We start from the raw sequence: 21,971 nt of genomic DNA, 5'->3' as shown, positions 1-21,971 counted from the left end.
CGGCCCGCGCGCGGGCCCTCGGGTTGACGGTGAGCACGGCGCTGAGGCCGGGCGGGTCGGCACCGTCGTAGGCGTCGATGCGCCGCAGGTAGCGCTCGACCAGCTCGCGCGAGGTCACCGCGCCGTCGTCGAGCAGCGCGCGCAACTCGGACACGCCGAGCCCGACGACGCGGGGCGGGACGGGCCCGGCCACCGCCTGCGCGGGCATCATCGTGCAGGCCATCAGGACCGCAGTGGCCACCACACTCGCTCGGCGCACGCTCGTCCCCTTTCCTCGTCCGGTCGGGGGCACGGTGGCGCCCGGTGCGTCGGGCCGACCCCCAGGCGTCCCACGACTGAGTAGAGCAGAACTCGCCCGGCGCGGGCGTCCGCTGTCCGGCTGACGCGACGACGACCTACCGGCCTGACGCGCTCCGCCGACCGCCCCGTGTGGCAGACTGGGGCGAGCATGGTTGCGTTCGTTTCACCTCTCGTGCCCTCGCCCGTCGCCACGGCCGGGCCCCGGCCGTCCGTCGCGTTCCCCGACGGTCCTGGGAGCTGACCGGTATGCGGACACGGCAAGCATTGGAGCGCACGCTCGCCTCGATCGACGGGCGCGGGTACGGCTCGTACAAGCAACTGCACGGCACCTACGACCTCGGCCTGTTCCGGCTGGCCGTCGACCACGTGCAGGTCGACCCGTACGCGCCGCCGTCGAAGGCGCGGGCCATCCTCGACCTGGACACCACCGGGCTGCCCGCCGACCTGATCGACACCGCGCGCAAGCGGGTCGCCGTCAGCGACTTCCTCACCCGGCGCTGCCACGAGGCGGCCCGGAAGGGCGCGGGCGACGACCGGGCCGTGTCCTTCGGCGCGCCCGGGCAGGAGGTCCTGCCGCGCACCAGCGTCCTCATCGCCGACGACCGCGTCGAGGCGCGCTTCGAGGTCGCCCTGCCCGCGAAGGGCCGGCGGGTGCTCGGGCGGGTCGCTGCGGACATCCTCACCGGCACGGTGCCCCGGATCGTCGAGTCGTCGCTGCGCTACGCCCGCCTCGACGCCGAGGCGCTGCGCGCCCACGTCGAGCTCCACCTCGACCAGGAGCACCTGCGGTCCCGGCTCGCCGAACGGGGCCTGGTGGCGTTCGTGGGTGACGGCGCGATCCTGCCACGCCGCTCGGGCGACTCCGACCTGCCGATGTCCGACGGCGCGACCCCGTTCGCCGGCCCGGATTCCCTGCGGGTGTCCTTCGACCTGCCCAGCGGGCGCACGATCACCGGCATGGGCGTGCCCGAGGGGGTCACGGTCGTCGTCGGCGGCGGGTACCACGGCAAGTCGACCCTGCTGCGGGCCCTCGAACGGGGCGTCTATCCGCACGTGTCCGGGGACGGGCGCGAGTGGGTCGTCACCCGGCACGACGCCGTGACCATCCGCGCCGAGGACGGCCGCGCCGTGACCGGGGTGAACATTTCCCCGTTCATCACCGACCTGCCCTCGGGCACCGACACCACGCGCTTCACCACGACCAACGCCAGCGGGTCGACCTCGCAGGCGGCCAACCTCGTCGAGGCCCCGGAGGCCGGGACCTCGCTGCTGCTGATCGACGAGGACACCTCGGCGACCAACTTCATGATCCGCGACGAGCTGATGCGTGAGCTCATTCCCGCCGACCGGGAGCCGATCACTCCGTTCGTCGACCGCATCCGGCCGCTGTACGAGGAGCTGGGTGTCTCGACGGTTCTGGTCGCGGGCGGTTCCGGCGCGTTCTTCGCCGTGGCCGACCAGGTCGTCGCCCTCGACGCCTACACGCCGCACGACGTCACCGACGCCGCGCACGCCATCACCGACGGCCCGCGCGAGACCCCTGAACAGCACCGGGCCGACCGGTCGGCACGGGTGTTCGCCCACGCCGCACGCCGCGTTCCCACCGCGGGATCACTGCGTCCCCGGGGCAAGACCAAGCCCGCGAAGGCACGCGGGCGTACCGCCGTCCAGTACGGTACGCAGACCATCGACCTCAGCGCCGTCGCCCAGCTCGTCGATCCGGCCCAGACGACCGCCATCGCCCACATCCTCGACCGGCTCGCCGACCTGCTCGACGGACGCCGCACCCTCCACGAGGCGGTGGACGAGATCTACGAGCGTATCGAGCGGGACGGCCTCGACGCGCTCTCCCCGCACAGCGGACACCCGGGCCACCTCGCGCTCCCCCGCCGCCACGAGGTCCACGCCGCGCTCAACCGGTACCGGGGACTGAGCATCGTCTCGCAGACCTGAGACCGCCCGCGGCGGCACGAGCACGCGGACGGGATCGTCGCTCAGCCGGGAAGGATCGACCTCGTCGCGGCGGTCTTCCTCGCCGTCGCACCTGGCTTCACGCGGTGCTGTCGGTCGAGGTGGTCGACGGCACGCCGGTGGAGCATTCCTGTGTCGGCCCTGTGGCAGCGAGTGAGGCAAGGAGCCGTACCGGTTCGACGAGTCCGTCGCAACACAACGAATACACGTTGCTGCGCCCCTTCGGAGTGGCGGTGATGAGCTGTTGCTCGCGCAGCGGTGTGAGATGGTGGCTGACGAGCGTCTGGCTCATGCCCGTCGCGTCGGTGAGCTCGCGGACCGTGCGGGGTCGTTCGGCCAGGAGCAGCATGAGGGTCAGCCGGGTCTCGTCGGCCACCGCCTTGAGCATGGGCGCGAGTCGGCGCGCGCGTTCCGCGGCCGTCGGCGCGCTCACGTCCCACAGCGTGATGTCCAGCTCGCGTGCCATGCTCTCATTGAACCACAAGCCACGCCTTATCACCAACTATGACTGGTGATAGAGTCGGTTACTGTTAGATTGACGTCAGGCTGGCCGGACCCGGCACGCGAAACACTTGTACGCCTGCTGGCCGGAGAGGTTGTCGAAGTAGCGGTCGTCGACAAGCGTGTTGGCGGCACCGTACCGCGGGGCCCTGAACAGGTCACCGGCGCGTTGAAGCGGACCGAACCCGTTCGGGACGAAGACGGTGTCCTCCCGAATGCCGTCCCACAGCAACGCGGTTCCGGTGACAGCGCCGCGCGGGCTCTCGACCACCACGGGTATGCCCTCGGCGATCCCGTAGCGCTGCGCGGTCCTCGGATGGACCTGGATGAATCGCAGGCCGTTGAGTTGCTTGCCGGTGTGGGTCCAGTGCGTGACGGAAGCGAAGTGGACCACGCTCGGGCGCCCGGTCATCCCCATCAGGGGGTACCGCCGGTGGACGTCCCCGGTGCCGCGGATCCCGAGCCGCACGACCGGAGTGAGCGCATGCGGGTTGACCGGGTTGGTCACGAGGCGGTCGGTGTATCCGATCGTCGGGTTGTCGCCGGTGACCTCCGGGTGCGTGTAGAACATCGGCAATGCCGAGTGACCCGCGGTGGCCAAGGACCGTTCCAGTTCCGGCGTGTGAATCTCGATCTTTCCACTGGCCGTCAGGAACCGTTTTCGCTCGTACCCCAGGGATTCCGCGGCTTCATACCACGACGGGTGATCGAGGAAGAGTGTGCTGACGCCGGGGTGTTCCGGTGACGGGCATGGCCAGCGCAGCGGTTCCGCGCGCGACTCGAGGCGTTCCGCGCTCATACCTCGCATGCCCGGCGTGTTCTCGACGAACCGCGACCACAGCGTGCGGTAGTCGTTCCATTCCTCGGGGAACGCCCGGGTCCAGTATGATGGCGGGTTCCTCCGGTCGTTTCGAGCGAGAGCCTGGGCAAGGCCGATCCAGATCTGCCAGTCAGGTCTGGATTCCCCTACCGGAAGCACCGCGGGCTGCTGCCACCGGACCGCTCGGTCGTCGCGGCGCATGTAGACCCCTTCGAACTCCAACGCGCTGCACACGGGCAGGACCACGTCCGCGTAGTACGCTGCTTCTTCCATGAAAAGCCCGGTGTAGACAAAGAAGTCGAGCTCGCGGAAGGCTTCCCTGACCTTGGTGGTGTTGGCCGAGGAGACCAGCGGATTCCCTTCGGTGATCACCGCCTTCAGGCGGTACGGCTTTCCCGTGAGGATCGACTCGGCGAAGTAGTCCGGCCCCACCGGCAGAGCGTGATCGAGGTCGGGCGTGGGAACGTCCAGAGCAGGCAGCTCCAGAGCCCCGGGCCAGGTGTTGTGCATGAAGTTGCATCCGCCGCCCGGTACGCCGATGTTGCCGGTCACCGCCGCGAGGAACGCCAGAACCCGGTAAGTATCGAAGGCACCGAGCTGATGGGAGATGCCCGCGTTGCAGAAGATGGCGGCGGGCTTCGTGGTCGCGTACTCCTCGGCGATCCTCCGGATCGTCGCCGCGGGCACGCCGGTGACATCCGCGGCCCACTCGGCCGTATAGCCGTTGTCGGACAGGTGCGCTCGCAACTCGTCGAAACCGAGCACCCAACGCTCGACGAAACCACGATCGTGCAACCCGTTGGACACGATGTGATGCAGCATCGCGAGGCCCAACGCGAGATCGGTATGGGGCTTGACAGCGATCCACTCGTCGGCGAGCTCGCCGGTGGCCGTGCGCCGCGGGTCCACGACGACCAACGTCGCCTTCGTCCGCTCCCTGCCACGCAGTAGGTACTCGAACGTGACGGGATGTGTCTCGGCCTGATTGGTACCGAAGAAGAGCAGGTAGCGCGCCGCACCGAGATCCTCGGCGCCGGTGGCCTCATCCCTTCCGTAGCCGTTGGTGAAATTCCCCAACCCGAACGTCGCCTTGAGGGCGTCGGCACCGGCGTCGTTGCACACGGGGCCGACATCGGTGTTGTTGGGGCTGCCCAGCATGGCGAAGAGCCTGGCGACGAGGGAATCGACACCACGCGGAAGGCGGCCGGTGGTGCGGTTGGCGATCGCACGAGCCTCGCCGGCATCGCGCAGCTCGATGAGGCGCCGTGCGATGATGTCGAGTGCCTCGTCCCAGGAAACCGGCTCGAACTCACTGTCAGGGGAACCCTTCTCCCCCGACACTCGACGCAGTGGCCTGGTCAGGCGCGACCGGTTGTAGACGAGTTCGGGCATCATCGTCGCCTTGACGCAGAGGTTGCCCTGTTGCACCGAGTCTTCCGGCTCGCCTCGGACGCCGAGGATCCGTTCCGATTTCAGGCTGACGTGCATGCGACAGTTCGCGTTGCAGAACTGGCAGGCCGTCGCGACGACGTGATCCGGTTCGAGCGCCGCGGCCCCCTGGGTGAAGTCCCGCCCGGCCGCGGACACGGCAGACCCGAAAGAGGCAGAGCGACGTGGCCGATCGGCAGCGCCGGGCGCGGTCGCCGCGGCCGCGTTCGGTGTCCCGGCTTCAGCCGCCACACCCCACAGTGCGAGACCCGCGCTGCCGAGGACCGACTTCTGAAGAAACAGACGTCGTGACTCGTCCGTGTTTTTCCCCATAAGCGCTCCGCTCTCCCGCGATCCTGTGAATTCGGTTCGGTGCTCCGCCGCCGTCAGAGCTTCCTGACGGCCTCGATGGACTGTTCGAGCGCGTCCTCCAGCATTTCCAGGCGGTACCAGGGAATCTCGCCCATCGTGCAGATGCGGAAGTAGTCCGCCGAAAGCCCGCCCTGCCCCGCGTAGATGACGTAGCCGCGCTTCTTGAGCTCGTCGTGCAGCCCTCGGTACGCTACACCGTCCGGTAGCCGTAACGTGGTGACCGAGTTCCCGCGGTAGCGCTCATCGACGAGGATTCGCAACCCGAGCCGGTCGAAAGCACGACGGACGAGCGAGGCGCGGTCTCGGTACAACCGCGTGCGCGCGGCGAACCCCCCAGCCTCGTGGTACTCCCTGATCGCCTCGTCCAAGGCGTAACAGACCTGGACAGCGGGCGTGAACGGAACCTCGCCCTTCCGCTGGGCGTTGAGGTGGGTGGCGGCGTTGAGGTAGAAGCTCCGCGCGGGGACTTCGAAAAGCCGGTTCACGCCCTTGTCGGAACAGAGCACGAACGCGAGCCCGGGTAGCCCGTGCAAACCCTTGTTCGCGCTGCCGCAGATGAAGTCCGCGTGGATTTCGGAGAGCTGCTGGTCCTCGTTGGCCGTGCTACTGATCGCATCGACCACGAAGACGGCACCGGTCCCGGCGACGATCTCGCCGATTTCCTTGACGGGATTGATCAGACCGGTCGTGGTCTCATGATGGACGCAGGCGACCGCATCGACGTCCGGATGTGCCACGAGTGCCTCTCGAACCATCTCCGGATCGACGGGCGTCACCCACGAGGTGAGTCCCGCCCCCGGCGGTGACACCTCGTGCACGGTGATGCCGCCCGCCCGGGCGATCTGGGCAAGGCGGTCGCCGTAGACACCGTTGACGACGACGAGAACAGATCGACCACCGCGGACGGAATTGGTGACCGCGAGCTCCATGGCGGCGGTTCCCGAACCCGTGAGCAGGATACTTTCGTGGGTATGGTGCACGCCGAGCGCCTGTGGAATCGCCGATCGCAGGGACAGCAACAGGTCGGTGAACTCGGGTTCCCGATGACAGAGATCCCCGCGCGTCAGTGCGTTCCGGACGGCCGGTGAGGTACCGGCAGGGCCGGGATTCAACAAGACCAGCTCATCGTCGATCAACGTGGGGTCCCCTCGATCAGACGCTGAAGAAGAGACTGCGGAAGCGGTCGAGGACCTGGCGATCACCGCGGTAGGTACCGGCATTGAGACGCCCGCACGCGGTGAGGACGAAGCTGGCCGGATCGAACTCGATCGTGTTGGCGACGCCGCCGAGGTCGCCCGTGGTGAACGTGATCCCCTCATCGGTGACCGAGGCCAGGGTGCTGCCCGCGTTCCGGCCCGAGGTCACGCTGATGCCGATGCTGAAGGGTTCGACACCGACCGTGTCGTTGGTGTTGCTCCACAACAGGAAGCAGGCGGGAACGAGCAGGTCCGCCGCGTCGCCGTCGAGCGCGTGGTTGCCTCCGAGCCCCTGGCGGATGTCCCAGGAGTGGACAACGTAGTCGAGGACTTGGCAGATCGGGTAGAAGCAGGCAGGAACCGGCCCGAGGTAGTCGTGCGGGACCTGTAGCCCTGCCCATTCCTCGTCGTCGAGGTCGGCGACCACCGCCAGCATCCGGTCCAGGTCCGCACGGAGGCGATCGAGAAGTTCGACGCGGTCGGTGGAGCGCATCGCGAGCGCACCGGAATCCATGACCTTGGCCATGTCGTGCAGATCGATCGGGTCCTTCGCCTCCGCGCCACCGCGCGCCGCCTCGAACGCGCGGAGGTAACCCTCGGTGTTGTGCACGAGATGGCCGACGACATCCCGTACTTTCCAGTGTCCGGCCGCGGTCGGCTCGTCCCAGATCGACGGATCGGAGACGAGGTCGAGGGCCTCTGCCGCTTCACGGCGCCAGACTCTGTCGATGTTCTGTCGACTCGCGGCTTCCATGAAATTCCAGCTCATGACAGCTACCCTGCCGATCTTGGTTCGTGTGGTCCGTCAGGAAGGAGCCAGGCACCGACACACCCGCATCGACGTCCCCGTACCGGACGGGAACCGTGCCGTTGCTGGACCGTTCAGAAGCTAGCGGCCGGCGTGTCGGTACGGTACCCGTAGAAGACCCCCTAATGACCCCACTTCGGTGCCTGCCGAGGCGCATGCGGTGTCACACCGCCGCGGAGCCTTCGACTGTGAGATCGGTGTGACACGGTGGGAGCACCGACGGCAGTTCGCTGCGGTCGACCGCGAGCTTGCGGTAGACCCGGGTCAGGTGTTGTTCGACCGTGCTCACCGTGACGTAGAGCCTCCTCGCGATCTCGACATTGGTGTGCCCTGCGGCGGCGAGGGAGGCAACCCGTCTTTCCGCCTCGCTCAACTCACCGGCCTTGGCCACCATCGCGCCGTCGGCCACTGTCGCCGGCATGCTCGCGGGGACGTCCGGAAGTATCGAACGGGACAGTGAGTCGGCACCGCACTGCTCGGCGAGCAGGCGCGCCCGTTTGGCGAACTTCCTGGCTCTGTCGAGATTTCCGAGTAGATGCTGGACGCGACTCGAATCCGCCAGCACCCGCGCCGATTCGAGGCGATCACCGGCCAGCTGTAGTTCCCCGAGCGCTTCCCGGAGGATGCGGGGCCGTGCTCGCACCGGGTTCACCGCGGCCAGCACCCGAAGGGTCAGGCCACGAGCACGATGGTGGTCCGGGGAGACGAGTTCGAGCTGCTCTTCGACGATCCGCTTCGCGGTGACCTCGTCTCCTGCCCGAAGACACGCCTGCGCTGTGTCGACACGCCAGGGGACGAACGATGGCAAGTCCATGTCCCAGCGGACCATGAGTTTGCCGCACAATCGGAAGTCACTGAGCGCGGCATGGGCCCGACCGGATTCCAGGTGATAATGACCTCGGGCGTGCAAGTACAGCAGACCGACCGGCGTCAGAAACATCTCCTCGGGCACCGGGGTCTTCAGCAGTTCCTCCGCCTTGACGAGGTCTCCTCGCGCGACACAGGCGGAGACCGAGGCGGCCAGCGGCACACCGATACCGACGCCCCAGCTCTTGTGGGACATCGACCCGAGCGCCGCATCCGCGTGACGTTGCGTGTCCACGAGATCTCCGCGACGGAGGTCGATGATGCCGCGTAACGCGGTGAAGACGGCCTGCCACGTCGCGGCACCCGGTTCTGTGACCTCCCGCAACAAGGAATCGCACCACTTGGCGGCGGCGTCGATCCGCTCGACGCAGATCAGGCACATCAGCGCCGTCACCAGTGGAGCCACCTTGTCGTTCGGACGACCGTTCTGCAGAATCCGCTCCGCCGACTCGACAACATTCTCGTCGTTGTGCTCGGCCATCTCTCTGCACAGGACCGCCGCTTCCTGGAATTGCGAGGTCACGGCGAGCGGTTCGAAAGTCGGAGCGACGTCGTCGCGGTCTCTGCTCGCGATGCCGCGAAGGTAGTCGGGATAGAGCCCGAGCAGCCATAACAGGCACGTGTCCGCGGCCGAGGGAGTCGCCTTCTCGAAGGTCATCGAGCCGTAGAAGCGGTGCAGTATGCCCTCGAGCACGTCGACGGCTGTGTGGATGCGTCCGTGCCACAGAAGCTGGGTCAGCAGCATCACGGCATGGCGTCCTTCGAGTCTTCCTTCCCGTGCCGCGGATTCGAGCAGCGGAAGATGGCGCAGCGTGGCAGCGGGATCGCATCGCCACTCGGCTCGGACCAACAGGGATGTCAGAGCGGCTCGGTCGGCCGGATCACACGACATACCGGCGCAGATCTGGTGGGCAAGCCGGAGGTAGCATACAGCTTGGCCCACGTCGCCTTCCGCCAGCGCTTCCTCCGACGCGTCCTTCAACGTGCTGATCATCCACCGCTCGTGCGGACTTCCGGCGGCGATGATGTGACGGGCGACAAGAGACGCCTCGGCTCCCTCATCGTGCAAGAGCTCGGCCACCCTGCGGTGCATCGCCATGCGCTCTTTCGGTGGAATACTGTCGATGATCGCCGAGCGCACAGCGGCTTGACGGAACCCCCTCTCGTCCACGGTGCCCTTGTCGCTGAAGACAGCGAGCGCATGGGCCGCGAACTCGGTGTCCACGTCGATCACCTTGCCGAGCAAGGACGGTGAAGCCGACTCGCCGAGGATCGCCACCGCCCGGGCGAGGCTCTTGACGAGGCCGCCGCTGCGTTCGACACACCGCAGCACGGCTTGGCCGAACGCGGCGCCCGGGACAGGGTGACCGGGAGCCTGTCCGTGGCCGCACGCATCCTCGACGAGGGCCTGCACCAACGTCGGACACCCGGCACTGAGTTGGTGGATGGGCACCACCAGGTCCCTCGCCGCTCGCGGCCCCAGGCGCTCGTGCAGGAGACGTTTCACTCCACAGACCGACAGGGGCTTCAGCCGGACGACGTGTGCGCAGGGTTGCTCAGGAAGATCGGCTGGTAACACGGACTCGAACTGGGGAACGTGAAGACGTTCGGTGAAGATCATCAGCAGAGGAGCCGAGCGGAGTCGGCCGACCAGGTAAAGAAGGAACTTCAACGAGTACTCGTCCGCGTAGTGCACGTCGTCGACACTGACGATGACGGTCTGTTCCCTCGTCAGTCCATGCAGCAGGCTCCACAGCTCCCGCAGAGCGGGCGCGAGCGAGGCGCTGATCCCCTCGCGCCGGGTACCGGCCCGCTCAGCGCCCGACGCCAGCTCGTCGAGCACGGCGATCGCGTTCCTGACCTGCTCGGTGTCGAGTTCCGGCCGACGGAAGATCTGGTCGAACACGGCGAGGGGGATGGCCTGCTCGGCCGGCGACGCCGTCGCGTTCAGCCACAAGGCGCCGGCGTTGGCCGCGTTGTGGGCGACCGCGTGGAGCAGGGCCGTCTTTCCACTGCCGGCTTCGCCATAGATCACCGCTATCCGAGACCTGGAATGCTGCGCGTCGAGGAACAATTCTTCCAGAGCGGAAACCTCTCGTTCGCGGTCGACCAGGGTCGCGGCAGGCTCCTGCCGCCTTTTGTGACTCCTTTGGTCACCGGCCGAGATGCCGATGTGAGGCGGGCGGATCTGTCGCTCTCTGGTCTCGGGACCGTCCCTGAAAAGCACGAAATTCCCCCAAAAGGCAGAGCTGTCAATCCGTTTTCTCGCTCTTGGCCACGAATAGGTCCGATGCCCTTTTCGCCGTGTAGCGGCGCACGGCACCGCCCGTGTACGGCGTTCGCCCCAGCCACGCAACCACCTCCGTGTGTTCACGCAGCGTGCTCAAGCCATCACCCTATTGAATGACACTCAAACTGCGTCGCACAATCGGCCCTTTGGGGACGCTATGATGACAGCGCGTCATCGTGCCGAGCCCACATCACATCGTCTGTGATCTATACCACACGACAGTAGAGGACCGGACGAAAGCTCACACGCGGGTTCGCTTTCGTGATTCGCAGCGACGGCTACTCCGGGCGGAGTAATGGGGTCGGCTCGTCGCGTACCTTCACCGCCCGCCGATCAGGGTGAATACGCCGTCGAGGCGCCGCCCGATTCCACCATGTGCATTACGTCCGTGCGAGTTCCGGACCGGCACGTGCCCCGTCCTCCCCTTGAGCCATGATCGGGGTCCGTCGACCTCGGCGTAGGGGTGATGATAGGGGTTGCCGCGCCCGCACTCGCCCCTAATGTGGTCCCCAGACTCGAGCAGACCCGGCGGCGGCCATGAACGAGACCTTCGGTCGGTCCCGTTCGACCCTGTCGGCATTGACAGTTTCCTCGACGCTCGCGCACAACTCTGCTGGGGACATTCTACTGTGGGAGGATTTCGTGTCTACTCCGGCGAGACCCCGGGTGGCACTGGTCGGCGACCAGTACAACCACGACGAGCCTGCGCACCCCCACATCGAAAGGCTCATGCCCGAGCTGGGATTCGACGCTGAGTGGGTACCGACGACCGAGATCACCGACCACACTGACTTCACACCCTTCCACGGGATCTGGGTCGTGCCCGGAGGGCCGTACCGCGCACAACAAGGAGTGCACCGAGCGATCCGGTTCGCCCGGACGGCACACATTCCGTTCCTCGGCACGTGCGGTGGATTCTTCAGCGCGGTCCTCGAGTATGCGCAGAACGTGCTGCGGCTGCCCGAGGTCGCCGAACTCGCGGACGACCTCACCCCGATCGAGCACCTGATCCTGCCCAGCACGTGCTCGACCAACACCGAGCACCGGGTACGCCTCAGGCTGCGGCCAGGTTCGCACCTGTCCGGAATCTACGGCGGCGCGGTCGAGGTCGACGAGCTCCTGCAGTGCCAGAACGGCATCGTCGAAGAGTTCATGAACGCCGCGGCACGGGGCGACGTTCGCTTCTCCGCCTGGGAGCCCACCGGCTCCCCCCGCGCTGCCGAGATCGACGACCACCCGTTTTTCGTCGGCTGTCTCTTCCAACCCGAATTGTCCAGCACACCGGACTCCCTACATCCGGTTCTCCAGGCGTTTCTCGACGTGGTCAGCAGCGCTGCGAACACCCCGCGCGTCGAGAACCACCCCACATCGACGAAACGCGAGGAGCTGCGATGAAGGACAGTCGTCCGCGAGACGATGACGATCGCGTCCTTACCGACGCCGGGAATTCCCCTACCACACGGGTCACAGCGCGCCTGGAACGCGCTCTCAAAAGCGAGTTCCCGATGTCCGGCTCGGCCTCGGACGAGCCCTGCCGGGGAACGAATCTCGTGTTCGCCACCGCGTTCGGTCCGGGTTCGACGGCTGTCGCGTTCGACATCGGCGAGGGACTGTCGGCGGTCAAACGCACCAGCGAACGTGGAGACGTGCACGTGCTGTGCGTCGCCAATCGAAAGGACACGACACGAAGCTTCGCACCACTGGACCACCTGGAACTGAGCTCGCCCTCGCGACTTCGGTTCCTCAGCGGCGAAGTCGAAACCTACTCCACGAGTGAGCACTACCTCATGTGCTCGCTGCGGGCGTTCCGGGAGGTGTGGCTGGGAGCCCAGGTCGACGAAGCGAGGCAGGACTGATCCTGCGGCGACCGTGGAGCAGGAGCAACCCGGCCGCGACACAGAACCGACGTCCGACGACGCGACTCAAGGGATTGGGACGATGACGACTGCCGACGAACAGCAGGTCCTCAGCATGTCCGAGGTGGCCATCACCCCGCTGGACACCGTCGACGCCACGGTCGAGGTCCTCGGCTCGAAGAGCTACACCAACAGATTCCTGGCCATCGCCGGCCTGTGCGGTGAACCGACGACCCTACGCAACGCGCTGCACTCGCAGGACACCGTGCTCCTCGCGAAAGCGCTGCGGATGTTCGGACACGTCGAGGTCGAGCTCGACGAGCAGAAGAACACCATCGTGGTCACGCCCAACGGGAACGAGATGTGCGCGCCCCAGAGCGAGATCGACATGGGAAACGCCGGAACGCCGATCCGGCTCCTCATCACCATGGCGGGACTCGCCAAGGGGACGACGATCCTGACGGGCAACGAACGCATGCGGGAGCGTCCCATGGGCCATCTCCTGGAAGCGTTGGCGCCACTCGGGGTTCGAGCGGTCGCGCTCCGCGACAACGGATCTCCGCCCGTGAAGGTCGAAGGGCCTCACCTCGTCGGCGGCACCACGGCGATCCACGGCAACGTCAGCAGCCAGTTCACCACGAGCCTGCTGCTCAGCGCTCCCTATGCCAAGCAGGATGTCGACATCACCCTGCTCGACGACCTGCTGTCGAAACCGTACGTCGACATGACCATCGCCGCGATGGACCGCGCGGGCGTCGAAGTCACGCGTCGCGGATACGAGCACTTCTCCGTGAAGTCCGGGCAGGGCTACCGTGGCGGCGACATCACCATCGAGCCGGACGCGTCCGGGATGTCGTACTTCCTCGCCGCGGCAGCGATCACAGAAGGTCGCGTGCGCATTCCCGGTATCAGCGGCGATTCCGCACAGGGCGACATCGGGCTGGTCGATGCGCTGGTCTCGATGGGATGTCGAGCCGATATCGACGACGACAGCATCACGGTGCACGGCGGCGGCACACTCGGCGGAATCGACATCGACATGTCCAACATGCCCGACGTCGTTCCGACGCTCGCGGTCGTCGCGGCCTATGCTCAGGGCCGCACCCACATCACCGGGATCGGAAACCTCCGATTCAAGGAATGCGACCGAATCGAGGCCGTCAGCACCGAACTGGCCAAGATGGGTGTCGACGTCGAAACGACGGCGGACACCCTCACCGTCCACGGAGGGCGACGTCCGCAAGGCGCCGTGATCGACACCTACGACGATCACCGCATCGCCATGGCATTCGCGATCGCCGGACTCCGCACGCCGGGGGTCGTCATCCGTGATCCGGGCTGCGTCCGCAAATCTTTCCCGACCTTCTGGCAGCGGCTCAGCGGCCTTCGCGGGACGAACCTATGACCCGGCGTGGTGGGGTGCTGCTGATCCTCGACGGCTGGGGCCACGCACCACCAGAACGGGACAACGCCATCGCCGAAGCCGACACGCCGGTCCTCGACGATCTGCTGCGTCGCTGCCCGACGACCCTGCTGGATGCCTCCGGGTCAGCGGTCGGGCTCCCCGACGGTGTGGTCGGCAACTCGGAGATCGGTCACCTGGCGATGGGTGCTGGGCGGCCGTTGACCTACGACAGCCTCCTGGTCCAGCAGCGCGTCGAGTCCGGAGAACTGCGCGCCGACCCCGTGTTGCGGGAGCTCTGTGAAGAGCTCCGTAGGCACCGTCGTGCGCTGCATCTGGTGGGCCTGTGCTCGGACGGACGGATCCATTCCGACCTCGATCACTCCGTGGAACTGCTTCGTGCCGCGGCGGACGCTGGGCTCACCCAGGTGTGGCTCCATGCCATCACCGACGGACGCGATGTCGCTGACGGAACCGCCGCGACCTACCTGACTCGCTGGGAGCGGGCGGCGGCCTCCGTCGGTGTTGGCCGGTACGCCACCGTGATCGGCCGGAACTACGCGATGGACAAGAGCGGCGACGCCGAACTGACGGCGGCCGCATGCCGCCTCCTTGTCGACGCGCACGGTCACCGAACCACGACCGATGCGGTCGCCGCCGCTGACGGTGCCGACGTCGGTGACGCCTGGCTGCCACCCACGCTGATCGACGGGGAAGCTCGGCCGTACCCCGGGGTGCGCGACGGCGACGTGATCCTGTTCGCGAACTTCCGCAGCGACCGGACCGCACCGCTGGTCGACACGGTGGCGGACAGTCTCTCGGTGAGCGGGCGCGGCGGAGTTCGGCTTGTCGGCCTCACCCAGTACGACACACGCGTGGCCATGCCCGCGCTCGTATCCCGGGCCGACGCATCGGGCGGCTTGGCGGACGCGCTGGAGGACAGCGGTGCGCGCTCGGTGCGCATCGCCGAGCACGAGAAGTTCGAGCACGTCACCTTCTTCCTCAACGGACGCGACGCGCGCCGGCGCACCGTGGAAGAGCACGTGGCCGTGCCGAACGTATCCACCGACTACACGGTGCATCCGGAGATGAACATCGCCGGTATCGCGGATCGGGTCGGGAAAGCCGCCGCACGTGACGACGTGGCGTTGGTCGTCGCCAATCTCGCCAACATCGACGTCGTCGGCCACACCGGAGACCACGAGGCGACGGTGCGCGCCACGGAGGCTGTGGACCGTGCGGTGCGGCACATCTGCTCGGAATCTCGTGAGTCGGGCCGCTGGGTCCTGCTCGTCGGAGATCACGGCAACGGTGAGCAGATGTCCCGGACCATGGATGACGGGACGCGCCAACCCTACGGAGGCCACACCACCAACCAGGTCCCGTGCGTGCTGGTCCCGGCATCCGACACCACACCGCGCCGGATACTCCGGGGTGGCCGGCCGAGATTGCCCTCGATCGCGCCGACGATTCTCGACCTTCTCGGACTCCCCCGGCCGGACGCGATGTCCGAGCCTTCGCTCTTCGACGCTCTCGACGAGCGCGGCATTCAGACGTCGTCGTCTGTGACCGCCAGGAAGTAAGGGACTTCGAACCATGCGGACGAACGCGACAAGCACGGCGACTCCACACATCCAGACCAGCACCGAGCCCATCGCCATCATCGGGATGGCCGGCCGTTTCCCCGGAGCACCGAACGTCGAATCGTTCTGGAGCATGCTGTGTTCGGGAACCGACGCGATCACCGAGATCCCGAAGGACCGTTACGACGTCGACGCGATCTTCGAGCCCGCGCCGTCCTCACCCGGCCGCACCAGCAGCCGATGGGGCGGCTTCCTGGAGAGGGTCGACGAGTTCGACGCTACGTTCTTCGGCATCTCTCCGCGGGAAGCGGGACGCATCGACCCACAGCAGCGCCTGCTCCTTGAGGTCGCCTACGAGGCCCTCGAAGACGCGGGCATGCCGATCGATCGCATAGCGGGATCGGACACCGGCGTGTTCGTCGGTCAGCAGGGCGGCGAGTACTGGCACTTGCAGTACCAGAACCGGGAGGCCTTGGAGTTCTACGGACTCATCGGCGCGGCCGCCCGAGCCATGACCTCGGGACGGCTGGCGTTCAGCTTCGATCTCCGTGGTCCGACACTCACAGTGGATACCGCCTGCTCCTCGTCGTTGACCGCGGTACACCTGGCCGCGCAAGCGATTCGTGCCGGTGAGTGCCAGATGGCCATCGCGGGTGCGGTCAACATGGTCCTGTTGCCCGAAGAGGGCACCGTGTACTCGGGTGCGGGCATGCTCGCCGACGACGGACGGTGCAAGTTCGGTGATGCGAGGGCGGACGGATTCGTCCGCAGTGACGGGATCGGAACCGTCGTCCTCAAGCCACTGTCGCGCGCCAGAGCCGACGGAGACCGGGTCCGTGCGGTGATCATGGGCAGCGCCGTGGGCAGCGACGGGCGGAGCAACGGGTACCTGGTCACCCCCAGCGCAGAGGGGCAGCAGGACGTGCTCGCACGCGCCTATCAGCAGGCCGCGATCGACCCTGCCGAGGTCGACTACGTCGAAGCCCATGGAACCGGAACCGCGGTGGGCGACGCGGTGGAGCTCCAGGCTCTGGGCGCGGTGCTCGGCGCCGGGCGGCCCGCTGGAAACGGTTGCCTCCTCGGTTCGGTGAAGACCAACATCGGCCACACCGAAGGTGCCGCGGGGCTGGCGGGCCTCATCAAGAGCGTCCTGTGCCTGCAACAGGGCGAGGTTCCGCCCAATCTCCACCAGGAAGAGCCCAACACGGCGATCCCGTGGGACCAACTTCCGTTCCACCTGCCCCATACTCGGACCACGCTTCCCGACCGGACACGACCGTGGCTTGCCGGTGTCAGTAGCTTCGGACTGACCGGGGTGAACGCGCACGTCGTCCTCGCCGCAGCCGATTCCCCGGTGGCCACGGAAGACCATCCCACTGCGATACCGCATCAGGGCCAGTTGCTGCCGCTGTCCGCGACGACACCGGAAGCGCTCCGGGACCTGGCAGGCCGCTACGCCGACTTCCTCCGGCGAACGCCGGACGAACCCGCGATCTGGCGCGACATTTGCTATAGCGCGGCGGTCCGCAGGCAGCATCACCCCAGCCGCCTGGCGATCGCGACGAACTCGACGCGGGACGCCGCGACCGCGTTGAGCGACTTCGCGGCCGAGGGAGAAACCCCCGGGCTGGCACATACCGACTTCGTGGACGAGGAACGGCCGCGGATCGCGTTCGTCTTCCCCGGGCAGGGCTCGCAATGGGTGGGCATGGGCCGAGAACTGCTCGACACCGAGCCGGTCTTCCGTGCGGCCATACTCGAGTGCGACGAGGTGATCAGAGCGGAGGCCGGCTGGTCAGTCCTCGAGTTGCTCCAGCACGGGGAGGCCGACAGACTCGCCGACCTCGACGTCATCCAACCCACGCTCTGGGCGATGGAAGTCGCCCTCGCCGCCGTATGGCGGTCCTGGGGCATCGAGCCTGATGTCGTCCTGGGGCACAGCATGGGCGAAGCCGCGGCCAGCTTCGTCGCGGGCGCGCTCAGCCTCGCCGACGCCGGGGCGGTGATCTGCCGGCGCAGCAGGATCGCCAAACGCCTGAGCGGCCAGGGAACGATGGCGTGGGTAGAGCTCTCGGCCTCGGCCGCGGCCGAGGCGATCCGGGGACACGAGCACGAGGTGTCCATCGCCGCGGCGAACAGCCCGACCTCCACACTCCTCTCCGGCGCATCCCGGGCCCTCTCACAGATCCTCGCCACGCTGGACGAGCAAGACGTCTTCAACCGCTGGATCAACGTGGACTTCGCCTCGCATGGTCCGCAGATCGACGACATTCGCGAGGATCTGATCAGCGCACTCGCCGGGATTCGTCCTCGGCCGGGCGGCATCCCGATCCACTCGACGTTGCTCAACGAGTCGATCGACGGCTCGCAGGTCGACGCGAACTACTGGGCGCGCAATATTCGCGAGCCTGTGAACTTCGTCGGTGCCGTACAGGGCGAACTCGCCTCGGGCAGAACGGTGTTCGTCGAGATCAGCCCGCATCCGGTGTTGGTCAACGCGATCGAGGCGACGGCGGCGGAGGGCGGTGACAGTGTGGCCATCGGCTCGCTTCGCCGGGAGGAACCGGAGCGGGAGACGATGCTCGCCTCGCTGGCACGGCTCTACTGCGAAGCCGTACCGATCGGCTGGGAGACGGTCGCCGACGGTGGCCGTTTCGTCGACCTACCGCACTATCCCTGGCAACGGGACTCCTACTGGATCGAGACAACGCCGGTGGTCGGCGAGACCGAAGAACACCCGGCAACGCCGGAATCACCCGACCATCCCCTGCTCGGGACTCCGACCGCCTCCGGTCCGGAGGTCTGGTCGTGGGAAGGGCCGATCGATCTCGAACGCAACGCCTACTTGCGGGACCACAAAGTCGAACAGACGATTATCCTGCCCGGGGCTGCCTACCTCGAAATGGCCGTCGAGGCGGCGCACAGGATCGTGGGACAAGTCCCGATCGCCGTCTCCGACGTCCGGTACCGTGAGGCGCTCTTCCTCACCGACGACGAAACCACGATCGTGCGCGTCACGCTGGAAAAGCGCGACGAGGAACTGTTCTTCCGCCTGCACAGCCGCACCGGTGAGGACGAATGGACGCTGCACGCGCATGCCCGGGTACACGGCATACACGATCCCAGGCGTTCGTTGAACGAATCCTTCTCCGAAATCGCCTCCCGGTGTTCCGAGTACCAGACCCGGGCTGACTTCTACCCGTGGTACGCCGAGCTCGGCAATCAGTGGGAAGGGGCGTTCCAGGCGATCGAGGAGGTACGCCGTGTCAACGGCGAGGCGCTGGTGCGTCTTCGTTGCCGGACGGAGATTCGAGCGGCCTTCGATCAACACCACTTCCATCCGGCTGTGCTGGACGCCGTCGCCCACTCGCTCGCCGCCGCCCGTCCCGAGGTCGCGCCCGGACAGGACGCGGCGTTCGTCCTCGGCGGTATCGAGCAGGCACGCATGTACCGCAGACCCGACCCGGATCTGTGGGCGCACGTCGTCCTGACCCGCTCCCACCGGGACGACTCCTTCCAAGGCGACATCAGCGTGTTCGACGGGGAACGCCGACTCGTCGCGGAACTGCGTGGACTCCGCCTCCAGTACCTGGCCGGACACGCTCCCCGACCGCTCGCGGAGGTACCGATGCCCTTGTCACAGTCGACCACGCCCCTTTCACAGTCGACCACGGATTCCACGGCCGGCGCGTCCCGTCCCGCCGAGGCGAACGACGCTTCGCGACGGCACGATGACTGGTTCTACGAGCTCGTCTGGAGCCCGCGAGAGAGTCCCGATGCCGCAGCGGCCGACAGGGGCCGCGCCGATGGTGCGTGGCTCGTGCTGACCGACAGCGGCCCCACGGGACGCGGCCTCGTCCAAGGCATGCGGGACCGCGGACACCGCGTCATCGTCGTCACCTCCGCGGCCAGATCCGGCAAGACCAGCACGGACCGCTACCGGGCCGACCCCGGCTCGGCGACGGACATAGCGGCGATCCTCGCGGAGGTTTCCGCCGAAACCCCGCTGGCAGGCGTGGTGCACCTGTGGGCTCTCGACGCCGAACCGCCGCTCGACGCCACACCCGCCGAGATCGGCCGCGCGCAGACCTTCGCCGGTCACAGTGTGGTCAGCCTCGTGAAAGCCTTGGAGGAGACCGACATCGCCGGGAAGCCACGGCTGTGGTTGGTGAGCAGGTCGAGCCAGCGCGTCGTTCCCGGTGACGTGGTAGCCGCTCCCTTCCAAGCCATCCTCTGGGGGCTGGGACGCACGATCTCGGCGGAACGTCCGGAGCTGCGGCCCGTGCTCGTCGACCTCGATCAGGATGCCGCCAGCGTGCAGGCCCTGCTCGACCAGCTCTCGCATCCCGACGAAGAAGATCAACTGGCGCTTCGTGGCGGGAGCCTTCATGTCGCGAGACTGGTCCGGCGCGCTCGGGACGTCGGTGACGTCCCGGAGGTCGGTTCGGACGAGATCGCGATCCGGGCGAGCCGTGTCGGCCTGAGCCATCCGGTGGACAACACGCGGAGCCACGAAGTCGCCGGGGTCGTGTCGGCCGTCGGAAGCGATGTGGAGACTTTCGCGGTCGGCGACGAGGTCCTGTCGGTTACACGGCATCCGACAACGCGTGACCTCACCGTGCCGACGGGCCAGGTGGCACATCAGCCACAGCGGATCGATCCGGCCGAAGCCGTCGCCCTGCCTTACGCGGACCTCGCGAGCAGCGCGGACAACGGTCGCGTCGGTCAGGTCATCGCCGACATCGGTGCGATGGCGGACTCGGGGCTTCTCCGACCGCACGACTATCAGGAGGTGCCGGCACCGGAAACGGCGGAGGAGCTACCGTCACTCGCGCGGCGAGCCTCCTGTGATCGTGTCGTGCTCACGTTCTCCGAACCACAGGGCCGCAGCTCGATCGGATCGGAGCACCCCGTCCGCTCCGACGCGACGTATCTGGTCACCGGCGGCCTGGGCGGCATCGGCGGAAAGCTCGCGACCTGGCTCGTCGACAGGGGCGCCCGGTATCTGATCCTGACCGGACGCGCCGCGCTACCCACTCCCGACGGCTGGGACACGATCAACGCGAGTGATCCGTTGGCACCGAAGATCGAGCTGCTCCGGGATCTGGCGCGACGCGGTGTCGACGTCGAGTACGTCGCCATGGACGCCGCTGACGAGGCCGCCCTGCGCGGCGTCCTGCGAGACCGCGACAATGCGGGTGAACCCCCGCTGCGAGGCGTGGTGCACGCGGCCGGTGCCATCGACTACGTGCCGGTCGGAGAACTGGAGAAGACTCGACTCGACGAGCTGCTGCACGCGAAGGTTTCTGGATCGTGGGCGTTGCACCGAGTCGTCCAGGACGAACGTCTCGACTTCTTCGTGCTGTTCTCGTCGGCCTCCACGGTGCTGGGTTCGCCGTTCCTCGGCGGTTATGCCGCGGGTAACGCCTTCCTCGACGCCTTGGCCCACCTCCGCACGGCCCAGGGGCGGCCCGCCACGGCCATCGACTGGGGATACTGGGCCGAGGTCGGCATGATGGCGCGCAAGGAACAGGACGAGGGCCAGAGCATCCTCCCCCGCGGCATGGAGTACTTCAGCCCTGAGGACGGCCTGGCAGTGCTCGACGAGATCCTCGCCGCCGACCTCACGCAGACCGCGGTCCTGCGCGTGGACTGGCAGAAGTGGGCCCAGGCCTACCCGGTGGCCGCGGCCTCACGGCACTTGCGGCATCTCGTCGACGACGCTCCCTCGCCTCGGCACCCCGAACCGCGGCGGAGCACCGCACAGGAGCCGGCCGTCCAGTCCGTGCGTCTGCGGCCGGACTCCCCCGAAGCCAACGGAGTCGCACGTCCGGCGAGTCCTTCGCACAGCCAGACACCACCACTGCCGGATCAAGCCCGATCGACGCAGCGCCATGCCCCGGCCGAGACGGACGCGCACCAGGAAACCTCCACATCCGACGACCTCGACCGCACGGTGGTCGAGCTGGCGGCGGCGGTGCTGGGCATGCGCTCGGAGCGAATCAACGCGGCGTTGCCACTGAAGAAGATGGGCATGGACTCCCTGATGTTCATGGAGTTCCGCAACCGGGTCGAGCACGAGTTCCAAATCAAACTCCCCACCGTGAAACTCCTGAACAACGGATCGATCACGACGGTGGCCCAGAACGTCCGCGAATCCCTGTCCACCGAGTCCGCGTCCGCACGCAGGGCCGAGTCCGAAGCCGTGGACACCGGAGGGTCCGTGAATCCGGGTTCCCCCGAGCCCCCGGGCACCGAGCGGCGCGATCCGGAACCCGCCTCACCCGCGACGCCCGCGGTCGATCAGGTCGAGGGGAGGCTGGTCGAGCTGGCGGCGGCGGTGCTGGGCATGCGCTCGGAGCGAATCAACACCGCGTTGCCACTGAAGAAGATGGGCATGGACTCCCTGATGTTCATGGAGTTCCGCAACCGGGTCGAGCACGAGTTCCAAATCAAACTCCCCACCGTGAAACTCCTGAACAACGGATCGATCACGACGGTGGCCGAGAACGTCCGGGCAGCCTCTCCCCATGGCGTGGCGAGTGCGTGAACGACGTGCCGCTGAATGACAGGAAAG

General features: G+C 67.3%; 11 protein-coding genes and 1 pseudogene. 6 read left to right on the top strand and 6 right to left on the bottom strand.

Annotated features, from left to right (window positions below):
- Positions 1-241, bottom strand: a pseudogene (locus tag SACSA_RS26000) (amidase); the annotation flags it as partial.
- 305 nt (positions 242-546) lie between these two features.
- On the opposite strand from SACSA_RS26000, the gene SACSA_RS0110430 reads away from it, so the two are divergent.
- A complete protein-coding gene (locus SACSA_RS0110430) occupies positions 547-2,253 on the top strand; it encodes an ABC-ATPase domain-containing protein (RefSeq protein WP_028661756.1) in 1,707 nt (568 codons plus the stop codon).
- A 97-nt stretch (positions 2,254-2,350) separates the two neighbouring features.
- On the opposite strand, the gene SACSA_RS0110425 is transcribed toward SACSA_RS0110430, so the two are convergent.
- The 5 genes from SACSA_RS0110425 to SACSA_RS0110405 all read right to left on the bottom strand — a co-directional run bounded on the left by SACSA_RS0110425 (position 2,351) and on the right by SACSA_RS0110405 (position 10,490).
- A complete protein-coding gene (locus SACSA_RS0110425; protein WP_019815672.1) occupies positions 2,351-2,737 on the bottom strand; it encodes an ArsR/SmtB family transcription factor in 387 nt (128 codons plus the stop codon).
- 75 nt (positions 2,738-2,812) lie between these two features.
- Complete coding sequence (locus tag SACSA_RS0110420; RefSeq protein WP_019815670.1) at positions 2,813-5,179, bottom strand: molybdopterin-containing oxidoreductase family protein; 2,367 nt, start codon at positions 5,177-5,179, stop codon at positions 2,813-2,815.
- 227 nt (positions 5,180-5,406) lie between these two features.
- A complete protein-coding gene (locus SACSA_RS22410; protein ID WP_019815668.1) occupies positions 5,407-6,528 on the bottom strand; it encodes a pyridoxal-phosphate-dependent aminotransferase family protein in 1,122 nt (373 codons plus the stop codon).
- A gap of 16 nt (positions 6,529-6,544) precedes the next feature.
- Positions 6,545-7,357, bottom strand: coding sequence for a maleylpyruvate isomerase family mycothiol-dependent enzyme (locus SACSA_RS0110410; RefSeq protein ID WP_048876649.1), 813 nt, complete (start codon positions 7,355-7,357; stop codon positions 6,545-6,547).
- A gap of 202 nt (positions 7,358-7,559) precedes the next feature.
- A complete protein-coding gene (locus tag SACSA_RS0110405) occupies positions 7,560-10,490 on the bottom strand; it encodes an ATP-binding protein (protein ID WP_198009041.1) in 2,931 nt (976 codons plus the stop codon).
- A 642-nt stretch (positions 10,491-11,132) separates the two neighbouring features.
- On the opposite strand from SACSA_RS0110405, the gene SACSA_RS0110400 reads away from it, so the two are divergent.
- From SACSA_RS0110400 to SACSA_RS22405, 5 genes are all read left to right on the top strand, one after another.
- Complete coding sequence (locus tag SACSA_RS0110400; protein WP_198009040.1) at positions 11,133-11,948, top strand: glutamine amidotransferase-related protein; 816 nt, start codon at positions 11,133-11,135, stop codon at positions 11,946-11,948.
- Positions 11,949-12,058: 110 nt separating this feature from the next.
- On the top strand, positions 12,059-12,409 hold the full coding sequence (locus tag SACSA_RS0110395; protein WP_019815660.1) for a hypothetical protein: 351 nt from the start codon (positions 12,059-12,061) through the stop codon (positions 12,407-12,409).
- An 82-nt stretch (positions 12,410-12,491) separates the two neighbouring features.
- Positions 12,492-13,814 carry a 3-phosphoshikimate 1-carboxyvinyltransferase gene (gene aroA / locus SACSA_RS0110390; protein WP_019815658.1) on the top strand — a complete coding sequence of 441 codons (1,323 nt, stop codon included), beginning with the start codon at positions 12,492-12,494 and terminating at the stop codon, positions 13,812-13,814.
- Positions 13,811-15,394: a 2,3-bisphosphoglycerate-independent phosphoglycerate mutase gene (gpmI, locus tag SACSA_RS0110385; RefSeq protein WP_019815656.1), complete on the top strand. Its 1,584-nt coding sequence runs from the start codon at positions 13,811-13,813 to the stop codon at positions 15,392-15,394. Before aroA ends, gpmI begins: the two co-directional genes overlap by 4 nt.
- A gap of 13 nt (positions 15,395-15,407) precedes the next feature.
- Positions 15,408-21,944: a type I polyketide synthase gene (locus SACSA_RS22405; protein ID WP_019815654.1), complete on the top strand. Its 6,537-nt coding sequence runs from the start codon at positions 15,408-15,410 to the stop codon at positions 21,942-21,944.
- Positions 21,945-21,971: the final 27 nt, after the last annotated feature.

This window comes from Saccharomonospora saliphila YIM 90502 (assembly GCF_000383795.1).
In the GTDB taxonomy this organism is placed as follows: Bacteria; Actinomycetota; Actinomycetes; order Mycobacteriales; family Pseudonocardiaceae; genus Saccharomonospora; species Saccharomonospora saliphila.
This window is presented reverse-complemented; position numbering and strand designations above follow the sequence as displayed.